This window comes from Polyangium spumosum (genome assembly GCF_009649845.1).
Taxonomy (GTDB): domain Bacteria; phylum Myxococcota_A; class Polyangia; order Polyangiales; family Polyangiaceae; genus Polyangium; species Polyangium spumosum.
In genome coordinates this window covers 264,077-281,135 of record NZ_WJIE01000008.1, presented here as the reverse complement: position 1 = coordinate 281,135, position 17,059 = coordinate 264,077, and the positions used below count along the sequence as shown (strand labels likewise).

13 protein-coding genes are annotated in these 17,059 nt (G+C 67.1%); 11 read left to right on the top strand and 2 right to left on the bottom strand.

Annotated elements, in window-relative coordinates; translation table 11 throughout:
* Positions 1-32: 32 nt before the first annotated feature.
* From GF068_RS27680 to GF068_RS27655, 6 genes are all read left to right on the top strand, one after another.
* Positions 33-2,225: a prolyl oligopeptidase family serine peptidase gene (locus GF068_RS27680; protein WP_153822477.1), complete on the top strand. Its 2,193-nt coding sequence runs from the start codon at positions 33-35 to the stop codon at positions 2,223-2,225.
* A 160-nt stretch (positions 2,226-2,385) separates the two neighbouring features.
* A complete protein-coding gene (locus GF068_RS27675; protein ID WP_170319719.1) occupies positions 2,386-3,603 on the top strand; it encodes a serine/threonine-protein kinase in 1,218 nt (405 codons plus the stop codon).
* 195 nt (positions 3,604-3,798) lie between these two features.
* A complete protein-coding gene (locus GF068_RS27670; protein WP_170319718.1) occupies positions 3,799-6,612 on the top strand; it encodes a thrombospondin type 3 repeat-containing protein in 2,814 nt (937 codons plus the stop codon).
* A 5-nt stretch (positions 6,613-6,617) separates the two neighbouring features.
* Entirely contained in the window at positions 6,618-8,177 is a 1,560-nt protein-coding gene (locus GF068_RS27665; protein WP_275939254.1) for a serine/threonine-protein kinase, read from the top strand.
* 49 nt (positions 8,178-8,226) lie between these two features.
* Positions 8,227-9,291 carry a hypothetical protein gene (locus GF068_RS27660; protein WP_153822473.1) on the top strand — a complete coding sequence of 355 codons (1,065 nt, stop codon included), beginning with the start codon at positions 8,227-8,229 and terminating at the stop codon, positions 9,289-9,291.
* A 14-nt stretch (positions 9,292-9,305) separates the two neighbouring features.
* Positions 9,306-10,715, top strand: coding sequence for an NHL repeat-containing protein (locus GF068_RS27655; RefSeq protein WP_153822472.1), 1,410 nt, complete (start codon positions 9,306-9,308; stop codon positions 10,713-10,715).
* Between the two features lie 5 nt (positions 10,716-10,720).
* Here GF068_RS27655 and GF068_RS27650 read toward each other — a convergent pair whose 3' ends face one another.
* Positions 10,721-11,617, bottom strand: a complete 897-nt coding sequence (locus tag GF068_RS27650) for a hypothetical protein (protein ID WP_153822471.1) — start codon at positions 11,615-11,617, stop codon at positions 10,721-10,723.
* 442 nt (positions 11,618-12,059) lie between these two features.
* On the opposite strand from GF068_RS27650, the gene GF068_RS27645 reads away from it, so the two are divergent.
* The 5 genes from GF068_RS27645 (at position 12,060) to GF068_RS27630 (ending at position 15,615) form a co-directional block, all read left to right on the top strand.
* Positions 12,060-12,818, top strand: a complete 759-nt coding sequence (locus GF068_RS27645) for a hypothetical protein (protein ID WP_153822470.1) — start codon at positions 12,060-12,062, stop codon at positions 12,816-12,818.
* Between the two features lie 11 nt (positions 12,819-12,829).
* The gene (locus GF068_RS27640; RefSeq protein ID WP_153822469.1) at positions 12,830-13,153 is read left to right on the top strand and encodes a hypothetical protein; all 324 of its coding nucleotides are present in this window, start codon (positions 12,830-12,832) and stop codon (positions 13,151-13,153) included.
* Between the two features lie 146 nt (positions 13,154-13,299).
* Positions 13,300-13,644 (top strand): hypothetical protein, encoded by a 345-nt coding sequence (locus GF068_RS27635; protein ID WP_153822468.1) that lies wholly within the window; start codon positions 13,300-13,302, stop codon positions 13,642-13,644.
* Positions 13,589-14,809: a hypothetical protein gene (locus GF068_RS43745; protein WP_170319716.1), complete on the top strand. Its 1,221-nt coding sequence runs from the start codon at positions 13,589-13,591 to the stop codon at positions 14,807-14,809. Before GF068_RS27635 ends, GF068_RS43745 begins: the two co-directional genes overlap by 56 nt.
* A 56-nt stretch (positions 14,810-14,865) precedes the next feature.
* On the top strand, positions 14,866-15,615 hold the full coding sequence (locus GF068_RS27630) for a metallophosphoesterase family protein (protein WP_170319715.1): 750 nt from the start codon (positions 14,866-14,868) through the stop codon (positions 15,613-15,615).
* Here the strand turns inward: GF068_RS27630 and GF068_RS27625 are convergent, their stop codons facing one another.
* A complete protein-coding gene (locus tag GF068_RS27625) occupies positions 15,616-16,947 on the bottom strand; it encodes a monooxygenase (RefSeq protein WP_153822466.1) in 1,332 nt (443 codons plus the stop codon).
* Positions 16,948-17,059: the final 112 nt, after the last annotated feature.

Sequence of the window (17,059 nt, the reverse complement as noted above, 5' to 3'; positions counted from 1 at the left end):
ACCCTCGTGACGCGTGGGCATGATGCGCGTCGATGAAGCCCTCGCGCACCTCGACCCTGGCCGTCCTGCCCGTGCTCCTCGCCGCTTGCGCCTCGGCCCCTACACCTCCGCCCGAAGGCGGCGAAGGCGCCGTGAACGGCGCGCCCACGCAGACAAAACCAGCGGAGCCCGCGAAGAAGGCCGCGCTCCCCTACCCCGCGACGAAGACCGTCGACGTGATGGAGACGTTCTTCGGGACGAAGGTCGCCGATCCTTACCGCTGGCTCGAGGACGAACGTTCCCCCGAGGTGCAAGCGTGGGTGAAGGCCCAGGACGAGCTCGCGCGAAACGAGCTCGCGAAGCTGCCGAAGCGCGAGGAGTTCGCCAAGAAGCTCGCCGCGCTCTCGTACCTCGAGTCCATGAGCCCGCCGCTGCGCCGCGGGAAGCGCTCGTTCTGGTCGGAGAAGCCCGCGGACAAGGAGAAACGCACGACGTACTGGCGCGAAGGAGAGAAGGGCGAGAAGAAGGTCCTCATCGACATCGCCTCGCTCAGCGCCGATGGATCGACCTCGCTCGGCGCGTGGATCCCGTCGTACGACGGCAAGTGGGTCGCGTACATCGTGCACCCGAACAACGCGGACGCGGGCGAGCTGCGCTTGCGCGAGGTCGCGACGGGCAAGGACAGCACGATCGACACGATCCCGGGCGCGGAGTACGCCATCCCGCTCTGGACCCCGAAGAGTGACGGTTTTTATTATGTCCGTGTCCCGGTCGACCCGAAGATCCCCGCCTCGGAGCTGCCCGGCCACTCCGAGGTGCGCTTCCACAAGCTCGGCAAGAAGGCCGACACGGACGAGCTCGTGCTGGCGAAGAACGGTGATCCCGAGACCGAGCTCGACGCGCGCCTCTCGCGTGACGGCCATTTTTTGGTGGTGAACGTCCTTCACGGCGGCAACGTGAATGGCATCAAGTTCCTCGACCTGCGCAAGAAGGGCGCGGCGTGGGTGGATCTCGTGAAGGGTTACGAGGGCTCGCAGAGCGCCTTCGCGTACAAGGGCGTGATTTACCTCCGCACCACGGAGGGCTCGCCGCGCGGCCGGGTCTTCGCCGTGGACCCTGCCAGACCCGGGCGTGATCAGTGGAAGGAGATCGTGCCCGAGTCGAAGGACGCGGTGCTCGAGGACGTGTCGATCGTCGGCGGCCGGCTCGCGCTCACGTACCTGCGCAAGGCGACGAGCGCGATCGAGGTGTGGACGACGGCGGGCAAGAAGGTCCACGCGATCGAGCTGCCCGGCCTCGGCACGACGGGTGGCCTCTTCGGCGAGCCGGACGAGGATCGGGCTTATTACTACTTCACCTCGTTCACGTATCCCGGCTCGATCTTCGAGGCGAGCGTCGAGAGCGGCGAGAGCAAGCTCTGGTATTCGCTGCAGGCCCCGGTCGACCCCGCTCCGTATTCGGTGGAGCAGGTGTTTTACCCGTCGAAGGACGGCACGCAGGTCTCGATGTTCGTCGTCCGCCGGAAGGACGCCCCGAAGGACGGCTCGGTGCCCTACCTGCTCACGGGGTATGGCGGCTTCAACATCAGCAAGACGCCCGCGTTCTCGGCGATGATCTACACGTGGCTGGAGAATGGCGGCGGCTTCGCGATGCCGAACCTGCGGGGCGGCGCGGAGTACGGCGAGGAGTGGCACCGCGCGGGGATGTTGACGAAGAAGCAGAATGTCTTCGACGATTTCATCGCCGCGGCCGAGTGGCTGGTGAAGGAGAAACACACGACGCCGGATCGGCTGGTCGCGTATGGCGGATCGAATGGCGGATTGCTGGTGGGCGCGGCGGTGAACCAGCGGCCGGACCTCTGGAGCGCGGTGCTCTGCGCGGTGCCGGTGCTGGACATGATCCGGTATCCGCTGTTCGGGGACGGCAAGACGTGGGTGGCCGAGTATGGATCACCCAAGGAGGAGGCGCTGTTCAAGGCGCTGTTCTCGTATTCGCCGTATCACAACGTGAAGGCGGGGACGAAGTACCCGGCGCTCTTGATGCTCTCGGCGGACGCGGACGACCGGGTGCACCCGCTGCACGCGTGGAAGACGACGGCGGCCTTGCAGGCGGCGCAGGCGGGGGATCGGCCGATCCTGATGCGGGTGGAGAAACACGCGGGGCACGGGGGCGCCGATATGGTGAAGAGCCGGGTGGAGCAAGGCGCCGATATGCTGGCGTTTGCGTTCGGGCACGTGGCGAAGTAGCGGCGAGAGGGGGCGATCGCCTTCCCTACGACCACCCGTCCTGATTCGTTTATGCCATGGTCGTATGGGCTCGCGCCCTCGCATGATGGGGAATCATTCGAGGGGGCGTGGGGGTACGGCCGGTTGTACGGAGCCTCGAGGCCATGAGGGCGAAAGCCCGTTGGTTTGTTGGTCTTGGCGTGCATCCCGTGATGAGGTACACGTTCAGGAGGCGGTTGCTCGACCCTTGGTCCGATCAAGGCATGCCATCATGACTGTACCTCTGGAGCCCCGTATCCGCGTTGGTAGCGTCATCGCCGATAAGTACGTGGTCGAGAAGGTCCTCGGCCAGGGTGGCATGGGAATGGTGGTCGCGGCACGCCATCTCGGGCTGAACGAGCTGCGCGCGATCAAGTTCATGCTGCCTGCCGCCTCTGCCGATGCCACCGCCGCGGAGCGATTTCGGCGCGAGGCGCAAGCCGCGTCCCGCCTGAAGAGCGAGCACGTGGTGCGCGTGTACGATATCGATCGCCTCGCGACGGGCGAAATGTACATGGTCATGGAGCACCTGGAAGGGCGAGACCTCCGCGCCGTCGCGAAGGCCCGGGGCGCCCTGCGTTTGCAAGAGGCTTGCTCCTACGTGCTTCAGGCGTGCGAAGCCATCGCGGAGGCGCATGGCGCGGGGATCGTGCACCGCGATCTCAAGACGGCCAACCTGTTCGTCACGCAAGGGCTCCGCGGCGAACCGCGGATCAAGGTCCTCGACTTCGGGATCGCGAAGCTGGCCCCCGACGACAGCACCGGCCGGCACGAGCTCACGCAGACCAAGATGGCGCTCGGCACCCCCGCTTTCATGGCGCCGGAGCAGATACGTTCATCGAGGCAATCCGACGCGCGCGTCGACATCTGGTCGCTTGGCGTCATTCTTTACAAATTGACGACCGGGGTCTTGCCCTTCGATGCGCCGAACGTCAACCAGCTGGCCATCAAGATCCTCTCGCCGGAACCGGTCCGGAAGCCCTCGACGCACAACCGCTCGCTGCCTCCGCCCTTCGACGAGGTGATCTGCAAATGCCTGGAGAAGGACCGTGAACGAAGGTTCGGGACAGTCGCAGAGCTTGCCAGTTCCGTGAGCATGTTCGCCCAGGGCGGCCCAGGGACGCTCGCTGTGCAAACGGACGACAGCCATGCCGTGACACTCGAGATGACGACGCTCGTGCAGCGCGGCTCGATGCCGGAAGGTGGAGCGCCTCCGGGAGGTGCGCTCTCCCCCGCTGGGATCGGCGCGCCGCCGCCCGACGTATCCGAGTTGCCGACGATGTTCATGACGCCCGGCGTGTGGGAAGCGTCCGATGGATTGGATGAGGTGCCGACGCCGCGGCTGCCGAAGCGTCCATAGCAAAAAGCCGCAGTGTTCTTGACCCTGGCGAACGGGCGAGCGTAGTCTCCCATTGGGTCTACGCCCGGCGTGCAGGGGTGCGTTGGTACGAGTCCCGTGGCTGTCGCTGTGTGCGTGGCCTCATCGGCTACCGGTCGAGGGTGTATGGTGAGCGGCAAGCACTGGAGCCGTCGTGGTTTCGCGAGCCTCGTGGGCATGGCCCTGTGGTTTGGCGCGCTCCGGGGGGAGGCCGCGCAGAACGTGCGCGTGCAGGTCGATCAGAAGGGCGACTTCCTCCTCATCGGGAACACGCTCGGGTACGACTGCCAGCTCATCGGGGGCAACCCGCCGCCCGCGCCCGTGGTCGGCACGGTCGGGGCTTGCGGCAACAACGCGGCCGACAGCGGCATCGACATCCTGTGGCGCTCCGATTCGCCGATGGCCGGGCAGGCCGAGGCGAGCACCGGGATCACGGTCGCCAACGCGCGCAGCACGGCGATCCTCAACATCCCCGCGGGCGCGACGGTCACGCACGCCTACCTCTACTGGAGCGCGACGCGCAGCTCCGCGGGCGCCGATACGACGGCCACGCTCGACAGGCCGGGCGGCTTCACGCAGGACCTGACGGCGACCCAGAGCTACACGTCGACGCAAAACTCTTACCAGAGCGTCGCCGACATCACGGCGATCGTGCAGGCGCAAGGGTCCGGCGCGTACCGCGTGTCGGGCGTGGACGTCGAGAACCCGGTCGGCCAGGGGGTGAACGACGAGACGACGTTCGCAGGCTGGTGGATGGTCGTGCTCTACGAGCGCGCCTCCGATCCGCCGCGCAACCTCACGATCTTCGACGGGTTCGACATCGTCGCGAGCGCCAACCCGCAAAACGTGACGCTCTCGGGCTTCCTCGTCCCGCCGGCGTTCGCGGACGCGAGGCTCGGCGTCGTCGCGTTCGAGGGCGACACGACGGTCTCGGGAGACTCGTTCTCCTTCGACGGCATGCAGCTCACGAACGTGCTGAACCCCGCGGACAACTTCTTCAACCGCACGCGGTCGAACCTCGGGAGCGCCGTGACCGTGGTGGGTGACCTGCCCCAGCTCGACGGCACCGCCGGCAGCTACGCGGGCATGGACATGGACATCGTGGACATCACGGCCCAGCTCACGGCAGGCCAGACGTCCGCGCCGATCTCGGCGACCAGCGTGGGTGACCAGTACTGGCTCGCCGGCTTCGTGACCTCGATCCCCACGTTCAAGCCCGCCTTCTCCACGTCGACGAAAACGGCAGTCGACGTGAACGGCGGGGCGCTCCTGCCGGGTGATCAGGTCGAGTACACGATCGTCGTGACGAACACGGGCAACGACACGGCGATCAACACCGTGCTGACCGACCCGATCCCGATGGGCGTGTCGTACGTGCCGGGCTCCATCGCGATCGTCTCGGGGCCAAACGCCGGCATGAAGACCGACGCAAAGTCCGACGACCAGGGCGAGTACGACGCCGGCACGAACACGGTGCGCATCCGGCTCGGCATCGGCGCGACCGGCGCGGTCGGCGGCACGATGCTCTATGGCGAGACGACGACCGTCAGGTTCCGCGTCACCGTGAACCAGGACGCCTCGGGCACGATCAACAACCAGGCGACGATCACGGCCGCGGGCCAGCAAGGCGCGCCGGCCGATGAGACGCCGACCGACGGCAACGGGTCGGGGAACGGCGAGCCGCCGACGCCGATCGTCATCGATCAGTGTGCGTCGAACGCGAACTGCATGGCGCCCACGCCGGTCTGCAACGTGGCCGGTACGCCGAACACCTGCGTCGAGTGCGTGACGGACGCGACCTGCGGCGGCGCTACACCGAAGTGCAACGTGGCGACGAACACGTGCACCTGCGTGCCCTTCGGCATGGAGGTCTGCGACGGCATCGACAACGACTGCAACGGCACGATCGACGACGGCTTCAACGTCGGCATGGCGTGCTCCGCGGGCGTCGGCGCTTGCATGAGCGTGGGCACGTTCGTCTGCATCGACGGCAGCACGTCGGCCTGCGACGCATTCCCGGGGATGCCGGGAACAGAGACCTGCAACAACGTCGACGACGACTGCGACGGCGAGACCGACGAGGGCTTCGACGTCGGCACGGCCTGCTCCGTGGGCGTCGGCGCCTGCATGGCGACGGGTGTCCTCGCGTGCGACGCGATGGGCAACACCGCGTGCGACGCGACCCCCGGCACGCCCGGCGTCGAGGTCTGCGGCGACGGCATCGACAACAACTGCGACGGCACGACCGACATGGGCTGCCAGGACTCCGACGGCGACGGCCTTCCGGACGACGTCGAGATCGAACTTGGCACCAACCCGAGCGACCCGGACTCCGACGACGACGGCAAGCTCGACGGCGCCGACAACTGCCCCCTGATCGGGAACTCCGACCAGAAGGACATCGACGGCGACGGCACGGGCGACGTGTGCGACGAGGACGCGGACGGCGACGACGTGCCTAATACCGACGACAACTGCGTCTTCCAGTCCAACCCCGAGCAGGAGGACGGAGACGGGGACGAGATCGGGGACGCCTGCGACCCGGACGTGGACAGCGACGGTGACGGCGTTGCGAATCCTTTCGACAATTGCCCGGCCCAAGCCAACTCCGACCAGAAGGACGTTGACGGTGACAGGTTCGGGGACGCATGTGACCCCGATACGAACGTCGACCCGCCGACGAACGACGCCGGCGAGGACGGCATCCTCGACGACAACTGCCCGTACGCGGTGAATCCCGATCAAGAAGACCTCGACGAGGACGGGATCGGGGATACCTGTGACGCCGATCAAGACGGCGACGGCCTTCCCAACGACATCGATCCGTGCCCCCTCGATGCCCGTTCGTCCTGCCCCAACCCTGCCGGTGAAGTCGAGGCTTGCGCCTGTCGCACGGCGGGCACGGCTCGCCCCCTCGACCACTCCGCCTTCTGGCTCGCCCTCGGGCTCGCCTTGTATGGCGCGCGCCGCCGACTCCGCCCGCGGAGGTAGCGTCGATGCAACTGCATAACCTCGCACTCCTCCCCATCGACACCCTCTTCCACGGGCGTTACCTCGTGCTCCGCGGGCTGGGGGCGGGCGCGATGGGCGCCGTGCACGAGGTTCGCGACGTAAAAACGAACAGCCGTTGTGCGCTCAAGGTCATGCTTCCCGGCGTCGTCGAGAACGACGACCTGCGAGCCCGGTTCGCCCAGGAAGCGCGTATCACCGGCGATATCGTGAGTGATCACCTCGTGCGGGTCCTCGACGCTGGCTTCGACCCCCCCACGGGAATGCCCTTCCTCGTCATGGAACTTCTCCACGGCGAAGAGCTCGGGCGACTCCTGAAGCAACGACGCACGCTCCCAGCCGAAGAGGCAATCCTCTACCTCCGGCAGACGGCGCTCGCCCTCGACAAGACGCACGCAGCGGGCATCGTCCATCGCGACCTCAAGCCCGGAAACCTGTTTGTCGCGCAGCGCGACGACGGTTCGCCGTGTGTGAAGATCCTCGACTTCGGTATCGCCAAGGTCGTCGCCGGGACGACGCAGTCCCAGGTGACCAAGCCCATGGGCACGCCGATGTACATGGCCCCCGAGCAGATCCTCGGCAAAGCATCGGTCGGGCCGGCGACCGATATTTACGCGCTTGGCCACATCGCCTATGCGCTGCTCGTCGGCGAGCCTTACTGGGCCGAGGAATCTCGCGTGCTCGAGATCTTTCCCTTCATGCAGCGCGTGATCGAAGGGATCGAGGAGATCCCGAGCAAGCGCGCTGCACGTCGCAATGCCGTGGAGCTCCCGCCAGCATTCGACGATTGGTTCCGGCAGGCGACGGCCAACGCGCCATCGGAGCGCTTCGAGCGGGCAACTGCGGCCGTTGCTGCGCTTGGCACGGCGCTGGCCCCCGGAAAGCCAAAGCCCAGCGTGGAGGCGACGGTTGTCGCAAGACCTATGGCTGCCGAGCCCGCGTCGACGGGCCCCGACAGCGACATGACAAGGACATTGCCCATGTCCGCCACGACGTCCAAGGCTGTCGCGGCGGCCATGGTGGTGAACGCCCCGGAGCCGCCGGCCGAGCCTTCCACCGTGCTACCCGGGAGTATTTCCTTTTCGGTCACGTCTCACAAGCTCCAGGGTTCCTCTAGACGCGTGTTCGCTATCGGTGGCATTACGCTGCTCACCCTCGCCGGGGCGGCGGGGTCGTGGCTGTTGCGAGCGGACAAACCACCACCGCAGGCGCACCCGTCGACCTCGGCCGCGGCGGCTGTGGAAGAAGCGGCGCCTCCGGTTCCAATGCAGCCCCAAGAGGCCCACGATCCGCCCGCGGAGGCCGTGTCCAGCACTGCGCAACCCACGGCGGCCCCGCCGGCTCCGGCGCCCACGATCGTGAAACAAGCCTCCGCACCGTCATCCCCGACGCCCAAGACAACCGCGCCGCCCTCCGGCCCGGCAAAGGAGGCTCGACCTGCCAGCATGAAGGCGCCGTCCCGAGGCGTCCCTGCCGCGCCTGCGGCTGCGCCATCGCCGACGGCCCCATTGAGCAAGAAGAGTGACGTGCCTCGCTCGATTGATTGAGGGTACTTCGATGTCATCCATCCGCCTTCACGCTTCATCACTCGCTTCCGTGGCTCTGTTCTTCGCGTACGCGGCGCAGTCGAGCAACACGCATGCCCAGGCTGTTTCGGTCGACGTTTTGTTCATGGAGGCCCTCGAGGCCTACGACGCAGGGAATTACGCGACCGCATGCCCCAAGTTCGAGCAAGTCGTCCGGATCAAGCCGGGGCTCGGCGCGCGCGTCGCGCTGGGGCATTGTTACCGCGATCGGGGAGACGTCGTACAGGCGATCGAGGTGTACGAGGCAATCGTCGCCGACGCGCCCGAGCTCGAAGCAAAGGCCACGACGCCCAAAGACAAAGACAACGTGAAGGACCGCGCCCAGATGGCGCAGAAGAACCTGTCGGCGCTGGAGTTGAAGGTCGGAAGGCTGACGCTCGAGGTGCCCTCGTCGCAGCTCGTGTTGCCCGCTTTTGTTCTGCGCCTCGATGGCGCGCCCGTGCCGCGAGAGCAGATCGGCAAGCCCCGATGGATCCTGCCTGGAAAACACAGGATCGAGGGGTCGGCGACGGGATTCGTGACGGACGCCCGCGAGGTCGAGGTGCAGGCCCGCGGCGCGCATTCGGTCGCGATCGAGCTCGTTCCGAAGAAACCCGCGGTGGAGGCGCCCCCGGTGATTCCAGCCCCGGAGAAGGCGACGCCGCCCGTGGAGACGAAACCATCTCCCGTGACGTCGCCCCCCCACGCACCCTCTCGACCGCAGAGACCCGAGATGGCAACGCCGAGCCACGGTACGCCGACCTGGGCGTGGGTCGCAGGTGGCCTGGGCGCGGGGGCGCTGGTGGTAGGTGCTGCGTTCGCCTACCAGTACGCGGATACACGTGAAGCGGCAGCCGCCGATTGCCCGGACCAAAGCTGCGCGCGGCCTGGTCTCGCGAGCGACTACACAAACCGATGGAACCGGAACGTCGCCCTGATGGCCGGCTTCGGAAGCGTCGGTGTCGTCGGAATCGGTGTGTTCCTCGCCGGAATCATGGGTACACGACAGGATGCCCCCCGTGCCGCCACGGCCATCCGCGTCGCCCCCTGGGCTGGCCCCGGTGAGGGGGGGATGCTCGTCCACGGATCGTTCTGAACGAGGAGATTCCGTTGAAGTCGACGAAACGAAGCGCCCATTCGGTCCTGTCGCTCGTGCTGTCCCTATCGATGGCCGCCTGCGCTCCCGAGCTCTTCGATCCGCCCATCATTCAGGCATTGGATGGTCGCGTCGCCTCGACCACGGAGGGGGTGCTTGCGACGGTGGCGGGCACGGGCTCTCGGTCGTTCACGTCGATCGCTCCGGATCCAGAGGGTGGAGCTCTTCTGGCGGGGTACTTCGATGGCTCGATCACGCTCGGAGAGACGACCATCCCATCGATGGGCGCGCACGATCCCTTCGTGCTGCGGCTCGACCCCGACGAGGGTGCGCTCACGCTCGCATGGCACGTGGGGGCGCCAGATCCGCAGGCGGCGCTGGCCGTGGCCGTCGCGGAGGACGGGACGATGCTCATCGCGGGAGAGATGTCCGGCGTGCTCCCCGTCGAGGAGCACATCCTGACGAGCGAAAACGGGCGTGATGCCTTCCTGGTGAAAAGCTCAGCGAGCGGCGAGACGATCGACGCGCGACGATTCGGAGGCATCGGTTATCAGGCCGTCACGAGCATCAGCCCCGGAAAGCCCGGAGAGCTCCTCGTTGCCGGGATTTACTCGGGTGAAATCGCGCTCGACAAGGAGCTGCACGAGAGCGCGGGCGGTTACGACGTGTTTCTCGCGGCCCTCGATTCGACAGGGAAGGCTCGCTGGTCCGCCGTGTTTGGTGGGAGCTCGGAGCAGCAGACCGCGGCGATGGCCGCTGCTGCGGATGGAAGCTCCTGCGTGGTGGGCGATTTCGAAGGCCCGCTGAACGTATCGGGGTACACGCAACTCGTCGGCGATGGACTGCGCAGCGTGTTCGTCGCGCGCTTCGAGGCCGAGGGGAACGTGCCCTGGGCCTTCGTGTATAGCGGCACCGGGCGCACGGAGGCCGCGGGCGTGGCCATCGACGACGAGGGAAACAGCCTCGTGGCGGGTAGCTTCTCGGGCAGCCTGATGCTGGGCGACGTGACGCTCACGACGGAGGCCGAAGCGAGCTTGTTCGTCCTGAAGCTCGATTCGACCGGAAACGTCGTTTGGGCACGCGCGTTCGGCGAAACGCAGAGGACGGTGGCTCGAGGGATCGCCGTTGGTACCGGTGGAAGCGTCGCGGTGGTCGGCGATTTCACGGGACGCGTCGCGGTCGGGGACCAGACCTTGAATAGCAAGGGCAAGGCGGACTTGCTCGTGCTCGAGCTCGATGCCTCCGGGAGAGCCGTGAGCGTGGGAAGCTTCGGCGATGAGGAGGCCCAGCACGCAACCGGCATCGCCTACGATGGAAGCGGGAGACGGATGGTCATTGGCCAATTCGAGGGCACGCTCCACGCGGGTGGGTCGACCATCGCGAGCACGGGGCCAGGGGATCCGTTCGTACTTCGGCTCGAGTAGGCCGTTCATCCCTTCAGCGCATCGATCTTCGCCCTGACGGCCGCCTCTTCGGCCTCCACGGCCGCCTTCTTCTTCGCCAGCGCGGCGAGCTCCTCCTCCGCGGCCTTCACCTGCAGCTTCGCCGCCTTCTCGGCTGCGGCCACGAGCTCCGCGCGTTTCTCGCGCAGCGCCTCGATCTCCGCTTCGAGCGCCGTGATGGCCTCGTCCACGGCCTCGATCGTGGCCGGCGCGTCGTCCTCGTCCTTCACGGGCCGCGCCTCGCGCCGGAAGAATCGATCCGCGAAGTTCGCCGGCAATCCCGGCTTCTCGTGTGGCATCTTCGCGAGCACGCCGAACGACTCTTTTCGTCGGGCATTCACTTCCTCGACGAATGCGTGACGCTCTCCCACGTCGCGGAACTGGTCCCGCGCGAGCTCGGCGTTCTCCTTCGCCTTCTTCGCCGTCTCGCCCTTCTCGATCAGGGCCGCGAGCTCGGGCGCGAGCGTGTTCAGCGCCGCGTGTTCGCTCTTTTGCAGCGACGAGACCCACGCGGCCATGGCCTCGAGCTGCTTGCCGAGCACGGGCTTCGCGAAGTCCGAGGGCGTCTTTCCGCCGAAGTAATGCTTGAAGAGCGGGTGATTGCGATCGTCGCCGACCAGCTTGTCGAGGGTCGAGGCGAAATCCTTGACGAAATCATCGAGCCCATCGTTCGCATGATCGACGAGGGCCTGGGCGTCGACGATGGCATCACGGAGCTGTTGCTCGTGCGCCTGGATCATTCGACATTTTTCACGAAGCGCGACGAACGTGGGGGCGAGCTCCGTGCACTCCTCATGCGCGAGGAAGCGGCTCGCCGTGTAACTCAGATCGCTCCCGATCAGGGCAAGTGCCGTGCGCGAGGTGTATGTGCGGGGTGCGGGCATCGTCTGCGGGCCTTCCTTTCCGTCGGGGATGTCCGAAACAAGGGTCGAGGGTGACGGTACTCGGCGATCGGGACCACGATCAAGGGGAATCGTCCCGGGCGTGGAGAGGTCGCGAGCGGGATCGGGGGGCGGCGGCGGCCGACGGGGGTGGATCGGGCGTGTGGACAGGTGGCGTCGGCGGCCGTCGCAGGGAGAGGCGACACGCCAACAGGTGTCGGCGGCGGCCGAGCGGGGTGTCACGTAGGCGCGGACGAGGGGCATCGGCGGCCGAGGGGGTTCGTTCGTGCGCGCGGGTGGCGTGCGCCGGCTGCCGACGAGGCTCGATCGGGTGGACGGAGCGAAGGCGGGGGCCGGTGAGCGGGGTGGTTCGTACGTACGATCGCGGGTCGTCGGCGGGTGATGTCGCTCGATCGGCGCCCCGCCACGCGCCGGCCACGTTGACATGCAGCCGAGCAGCGTGGTCCGTTCGGGTATGCGCGCGCTCTCGCCGCGGGTGCGAGCTCTCCTCTCCTCCGGGCTCCTCGGCTGCGCGGCGTTGGCGCTCGTCCCGCTTGGCTGCTCCTCGGCGACGATCCGCCACCTCCCGGACGATCGCCCGCGCCTCCCCGCCGCCACCGCGGAGCGCCTGCGCGCATGTGTCGGCGAGCTCGGTGGCGAGCTCGCAGGCGGCTACTACACGTTCGAGGCGACGGTGAAGGTCGACGAGGAGGGCCGCGTCGTGGATGTCAAGAGCACAGGCGTGCCGCATCCCGAGCTCGCGATATGCATGCGGATCGCGCTGCGAGGCATGACGGTGCCGGAGGATCTGCTCGGCAAGCTGCGCGTCTCCACGTCGCCCGCGGCTGCGAACGGGCAAACGGCGGCCGAGCGGGGGCTCGTCGGGAACGCCGCGGCGCTCGTGCTCGTGGTTGTCGCCCTCGCCGAGCTCGTCATCGATGCGGCCCCCGTCGCCGTCGCGATTGCTGCGGCGGTGGAGGTCACGGGGGAGATTGCGGAGACAGTCAAGGGAAAGTGGTCATGCACAGCATCTTGCAACGTGCAGCAGGTCAACTCGAGTGTCTCTTGTCCTGACCGAGTGACAGGAACGGCATACGGACCCAACGAGCCTGCCGCGTGTGCCGAAGCGAAGCGCCGTGCTACGCAGTCGACCCCGGCTGGCTGTTACCCGCGGCACTGTCAGTGTCGTTGTATCAAGAGATGACGGAGCCAAGGATGCAACCCTCGAAGGTCGTCGAAGTTCTCGAGTTTTTGGTGCCTGCTGCCGACGGGGAAGAGTTGCTGTTCAGATTGGAGGTATTGGCGCACGGGACCGGAAAAGCTCGCCGCTACCGCTGCCGGCTCTACCGGCTCGAGAGCTTCAGGTTCCGAGTCCCCAGCAGCAAAAGCGGGGGACGCGGCAGGAAATGGGAAGAGGCTGACTACCGCTCCTGGGTCGTGGATGACGGCCTCGGGGTCGATCTTCTGTCGTACCCCTCGATGGCCAAGGCCAGAAATGCGGCCGTGCGGACGCTGAAGACCCAGCTGGGTCTTCCGTGAGGCCACGTTGACATGCAGCCGAGCAGCGTGGTCCGCTCGGGCATGCGCGCTCTCCCTCCGCGGGTGCGAGCTCTCCTCTCCTTCGGGCTCGTCGGCTGTGCAAGCTGCGCGTCTCCGCGTCGCCCGCGGCTGCGAACGGGCAAACGGTGGCCGAGCGTGCGCTCGTCGGGAACGCCGCGGCGTTCGTGCTCGTGGTTGTCGCCCTCGCCGAGCTCGTCATCGATGCGGCCCCCGTCGCCGTCGCGATTGCTGCGGCGGTGGAGGTCACGGGGGAGATCGCGGAGGCGCGAAAGAGGGCAAGGTGGGAAAATGAATGCGATGCGCGACGGACGGCCTGCCTCGGTTCGCCGTTGCAAAGCGAATGGGGGGACCATTGGAAGTCGAAGAGATGCAACATGTGCCACAACGCGTGTCGAGCCCGGAAAAAGTGGCCCGATGAGATCGAAATCGACAAGGGCGTATTCGTGTCCCGCAAGTATTGGCCCAACTAGCGACAGCGGCGGAGCGTCAATGACTGCGGAAGAAAAAAGAGCCCGGCGGCTCTTCTCGGAGTTCGTGAAGGCGAGCAATGCCGTCCTGTTGCGCTCATTCGATCGCAACAAGACCTATGTCGAGATCGTTGACGAATACCGCGCGATCGAAGCTGAGTTCGTGGCGCGCATGGGGGACGACGAGCCGGGCGCGCTCGAAACGAGGCGACACGTCGCCGAGTCGATTTTTTCGCTGGCGCGTCGCAGCGGACCCACCTTCGAGGTCTGCCGAGAGGCCTGGAACGATCTCGTTCGCATCGGCTTCACGGGTTCCCTCACGAAGTGCATGTATTCCTTGATGTATGCGGACTTCTGCGCGTTCGACGAGCAGCCCGAGGAAGGGCTCGCCGTGCTCGAGCCGCTACGCGCGGAGCTCGAGGGATGGATCGAACGATCCAGGGCGGCGCAACGGCCCACCATGTTTTACGAAGACCAGCTCGAGACTTCGAGGCGTCTCCAGGACGAGCTCGAAGCCCGGCGAAGGGGCGAGAGGAGCCCGAAACGAGTCACCCGAGCCATGGTCGAAGGGTACGATTTTGGCCCTGAGGGGGAAGAAATCAACCAGGTCTCCGAGGCGATCTGGGAAACACGCCGCGCCGTTTACAGGGCCTTTGCACGATCGCGGGGTCGGTGCTTCGCCGAGATCGCAGACGATTACCGGCAGGTCGAGGCGGACGTCGTGGCGCGGGCACGCGCATGTGATGGCTACAAGCCTCTGGTGCCCAAAGTGCGCCGATATATCGTCCAAGATGGCCTCCGTGCGGCCTGTGGCTCCGAACAACCCTTCGAGGTCTGCCGCGACGCCTGGAACGAGGCCGTCCGACGGGGCTTCTCGGACTTCGAGGCGCAGTGCAGGATGACACGCATGTATGCGGAGTCCTGCGGCTTCAACCAGAAGCCCGAGGAGGGGCTCGCCGTGCTCGAGCCTCTGCTCGTGGACCTCGAGCAAGGGCTCAAGGCGAAGGAGCTCACGCGAAAGCGATGGCTCAAAGTTCGCGCGAAACGGAGACCACCCATGCACGAGGAGGAGCCGCCCCCGAGCTTCTACCGAACTTGGCTCGAATCCCTCCGCGAGCTCCGCGACAAGCTCGACGCACAGCCAAAGGCCGGCGCGGCGCCCCGCTGAAGCTTCGTGACCTCCCCCCTTGCTTCCCGCCCCGAACCCTGCTGCTCTCCCCTCCCATGCCCTCCCGCACCTTCGCCATCGGCGACATCCACGGCGACCTCGACGCCCTCCACCGCCTCCTCGCCGCCCTCCCTCCGCTCGATGCCGGCGACACCCTCGTCTTCGTCGGTGATTACCTCGATCGGGGCCCTCGCTCCGCCGACGTCGTCGCCTTCCTCCGCGCCCTCCCCTCGCGGACGCCGGCGAAGGTCGTCCTCCTCCGCGGCAACCACGAGGATGGCTGGTTGCGCGTCGTCGATCGCGGCTGGCCCGAATTCGTCATCCCCGCGCCGAATGGTTGCCTCGCCACGCTCCGCTCCTTCCTCGGCAGGCCCCCGCCGGTCGAGGGCGAGGGCATGGCCGACGACGAGGTCGAGCCCCTCTTCAAAGGCACGTTTTTCCCGCCGGACGTCGTCGCCTGGATGCGCGAGCTCCCGTTCTGGTACGAGGACGATTACGCGATTTACGTGCACGCGGCCCTCCCGAAGGGCCCCGAGGGCTACGAGCACCCCTCCACCACGCAGAGGCGGCTCGCGATGCTCTGGTGCCGCGATCACGACTTCGTCCGCGACTACCGGGGCAAGCTCGTCATCTTCGGGCACACGGCCACGAAATACCTCCCGCCCGAGCTCTCGGAGTACACGCCCGAGGACAAGGAGGACGCGTGGGTCGGCCCCTGCGTCATCGGGATCGATACGCGCTGCGGGAAGGGCGGTTATCTGACGTGCGTGGAGCTGCCGTCGGGGCAGGTGTACGAGTCGCGCTGATCACGGCGTCGGCTGGCATTCCGAGCCGAGCGCCGGCATCCCCCAGTGCCAGTTCGCGAGCTCGACCCGCGGGTAATACGCGGCGAAGACGAAGCACATCTCGCTCGACGTGTCCTCGCCGAACGTCACGTTCGAATTGCTCGGGTTTTGCCAGGCGCAACGCGTCGTGATCGTGTCGCCCGGGCCGATCGTGGTCACCACGTCGTCCCAGTATTGATCGTCGAAGCTCCACGGATCACGGTTCGTCAGCGGGACGGGCGCGCCGCTCACCGGCTTGTGCTCGGCCGAGATGATCGTCCCGAGCTTGTGCATGTGCGGCCCGATGGAGAACGTGTTCACCTTCGGGAACGACGCCGGGACCGTGAGATCACACGTGACGTCGAGCGCGCCGTGCGCCGGGATGTTGATCTTCGTCGTGCCAAACGCCATGATGTCCGCGTCGTTCGCGCGCAAATTCGTCGTCGTGCACAGGTCGAACCCGCTCTGATCCTTCTGGCCGTCGAGCTGCGTCAGGTTCGAGTAGTGCATCTGGATCATGTAATGGCCCGTGCCCTCGATCGGCAGGCCGGCCGCCTCCGGGAGCACGAGCGGGCCCTGGCCCGGCGTCCACACGCTCACGAGCCGCCCGCCGCCCGAGGCGCCCGCGCCGCACGCCTTGGGCGTCGTCGAGCCATACGCCGCCGGGAGTTCATAGAGCAGCATGTGATGCACGATGATGTCGTTATCGACGGCCGGCGCGATCGCCGTGATGTGCCGCTTCGATCCCACCTCGACCTCGGCGCCGAAGCACACGTACGCGTCCTCCGTGAGCTTCGGCATTGCCCACGCCGTCGTCGGCCGGAGCAGGACGTCGGGCGTGCACGAGAGGGGCGTCCCGCCGCCCATCCCGCCGCCCCCGCCCGTGCCCGAGCACGAATCCCCCGACGCTCCGGGCGCGCCGGCCGCGATCCACCCGTCGAGCACGCCCTGCGAGGACGCGTCGATCAGGCCCTTCGGCGGCATCGGCCTCTCCGCGTCGTGGATACGCGCGCCGACGAGCTCGTAGACCTTCTTCGAAGGATCACTCTGCGCCCCCGCCTGGAAATCGGCCGCCGTCACGAGGGCCATCGGCGCCCCGTACTTGGGCGGCGAGGAATGGCAGAGCTGGCAATTCTCGGCGACGATCTCGGCCACGTCGCAAGGCAAGTCCGCCCCGCCGCCCATGCCGCCGCTCGCGCCGCCCCCGCCCGCGCCGTCGCCGCCGCCGCCGGACGTCGCGGCGCCGCCCCCGCCGCAGGCCCACAGCAGGATCGGAATGAGGACCACGCCCGCTCGCAATCGTGTGTTCATCATGAGGTGCTCCGTTCTCGAGCCCCATGAGACACCGGAGGAGGCCCGAACGTAAAGAGCCACGCGCGAGGCATGCGCCGGGTGTATCATCCGCCGCCGCGGGCGAGGCGCCCGG

Excerpts from the sequence above, each read along its gene's own strand:
- GF068_RS27680 (WP_153822477.1), top strand. The coding sequence starts at position 33 with ATGAAGCCCTCGCGCACCTCGACCCTGGCCGTCCTGCCCGTGCTCCTC.
- GF068_RS27670 (WP_170319718.1), top strand. The coding sequence starts at position 3,799 with ATGGCCCTGTGGTTTGGCGCGCTCCGGGGGGAGGCCGCGCAGAACGTG.
- GF068_RS27665 (WP_275939254.1), top strand. The coding sequence starts at position 6,618 with ATGCAACTGCATAACCTCGCACTCCTCCCCATCGACACCCTCTTCCAC.
- GF068_RS27650 (WP_153822471.1), bottom strand. The coding sequence starts at position 11,617 with ATGCCCGCACCCCGCACATACACCTCGCGCACGGCACTTGCCCTGATC.
- GF068_RS27645 (WP_153822470.1), top strand. The coding sequence starts at position 12,060 with ATGCAGCCGAGCAGCGTGGTCCGTTCGGGTATGCGCGCGCTCTCGCCG.
- GF068_RS27640 (WP_153822469.1), top strand. The coding sequence starts at position 12,830 with ATGCAACCCTCGAAGGTCGTCGAAGTTCTCGAGTTTTTGGTGCCTGCT.
- GF068_RS43745 (WP_170319716.1), top strand. The coding sequence starts at position 13,589 with ATGAGATCGAAATCGACAAGGGCGTATTCGTGTCCCGCAAGTATTGGC.
- GF068_RS27630 (WP_170319715.1), top strand. The coding sequence starts at position 14,866 with ATGCCCTCCCGCACCTTCGCCATCGGCGACATCCACGGCGACCTCGAC.
- GF068_RS27625 (WP_153822466.1), bottom strand. The coding sequence starts at position 16,947 with ATGATGAACACACGATTGCGAGCGGGCGTGGTCCTCATTCCGATCCTG.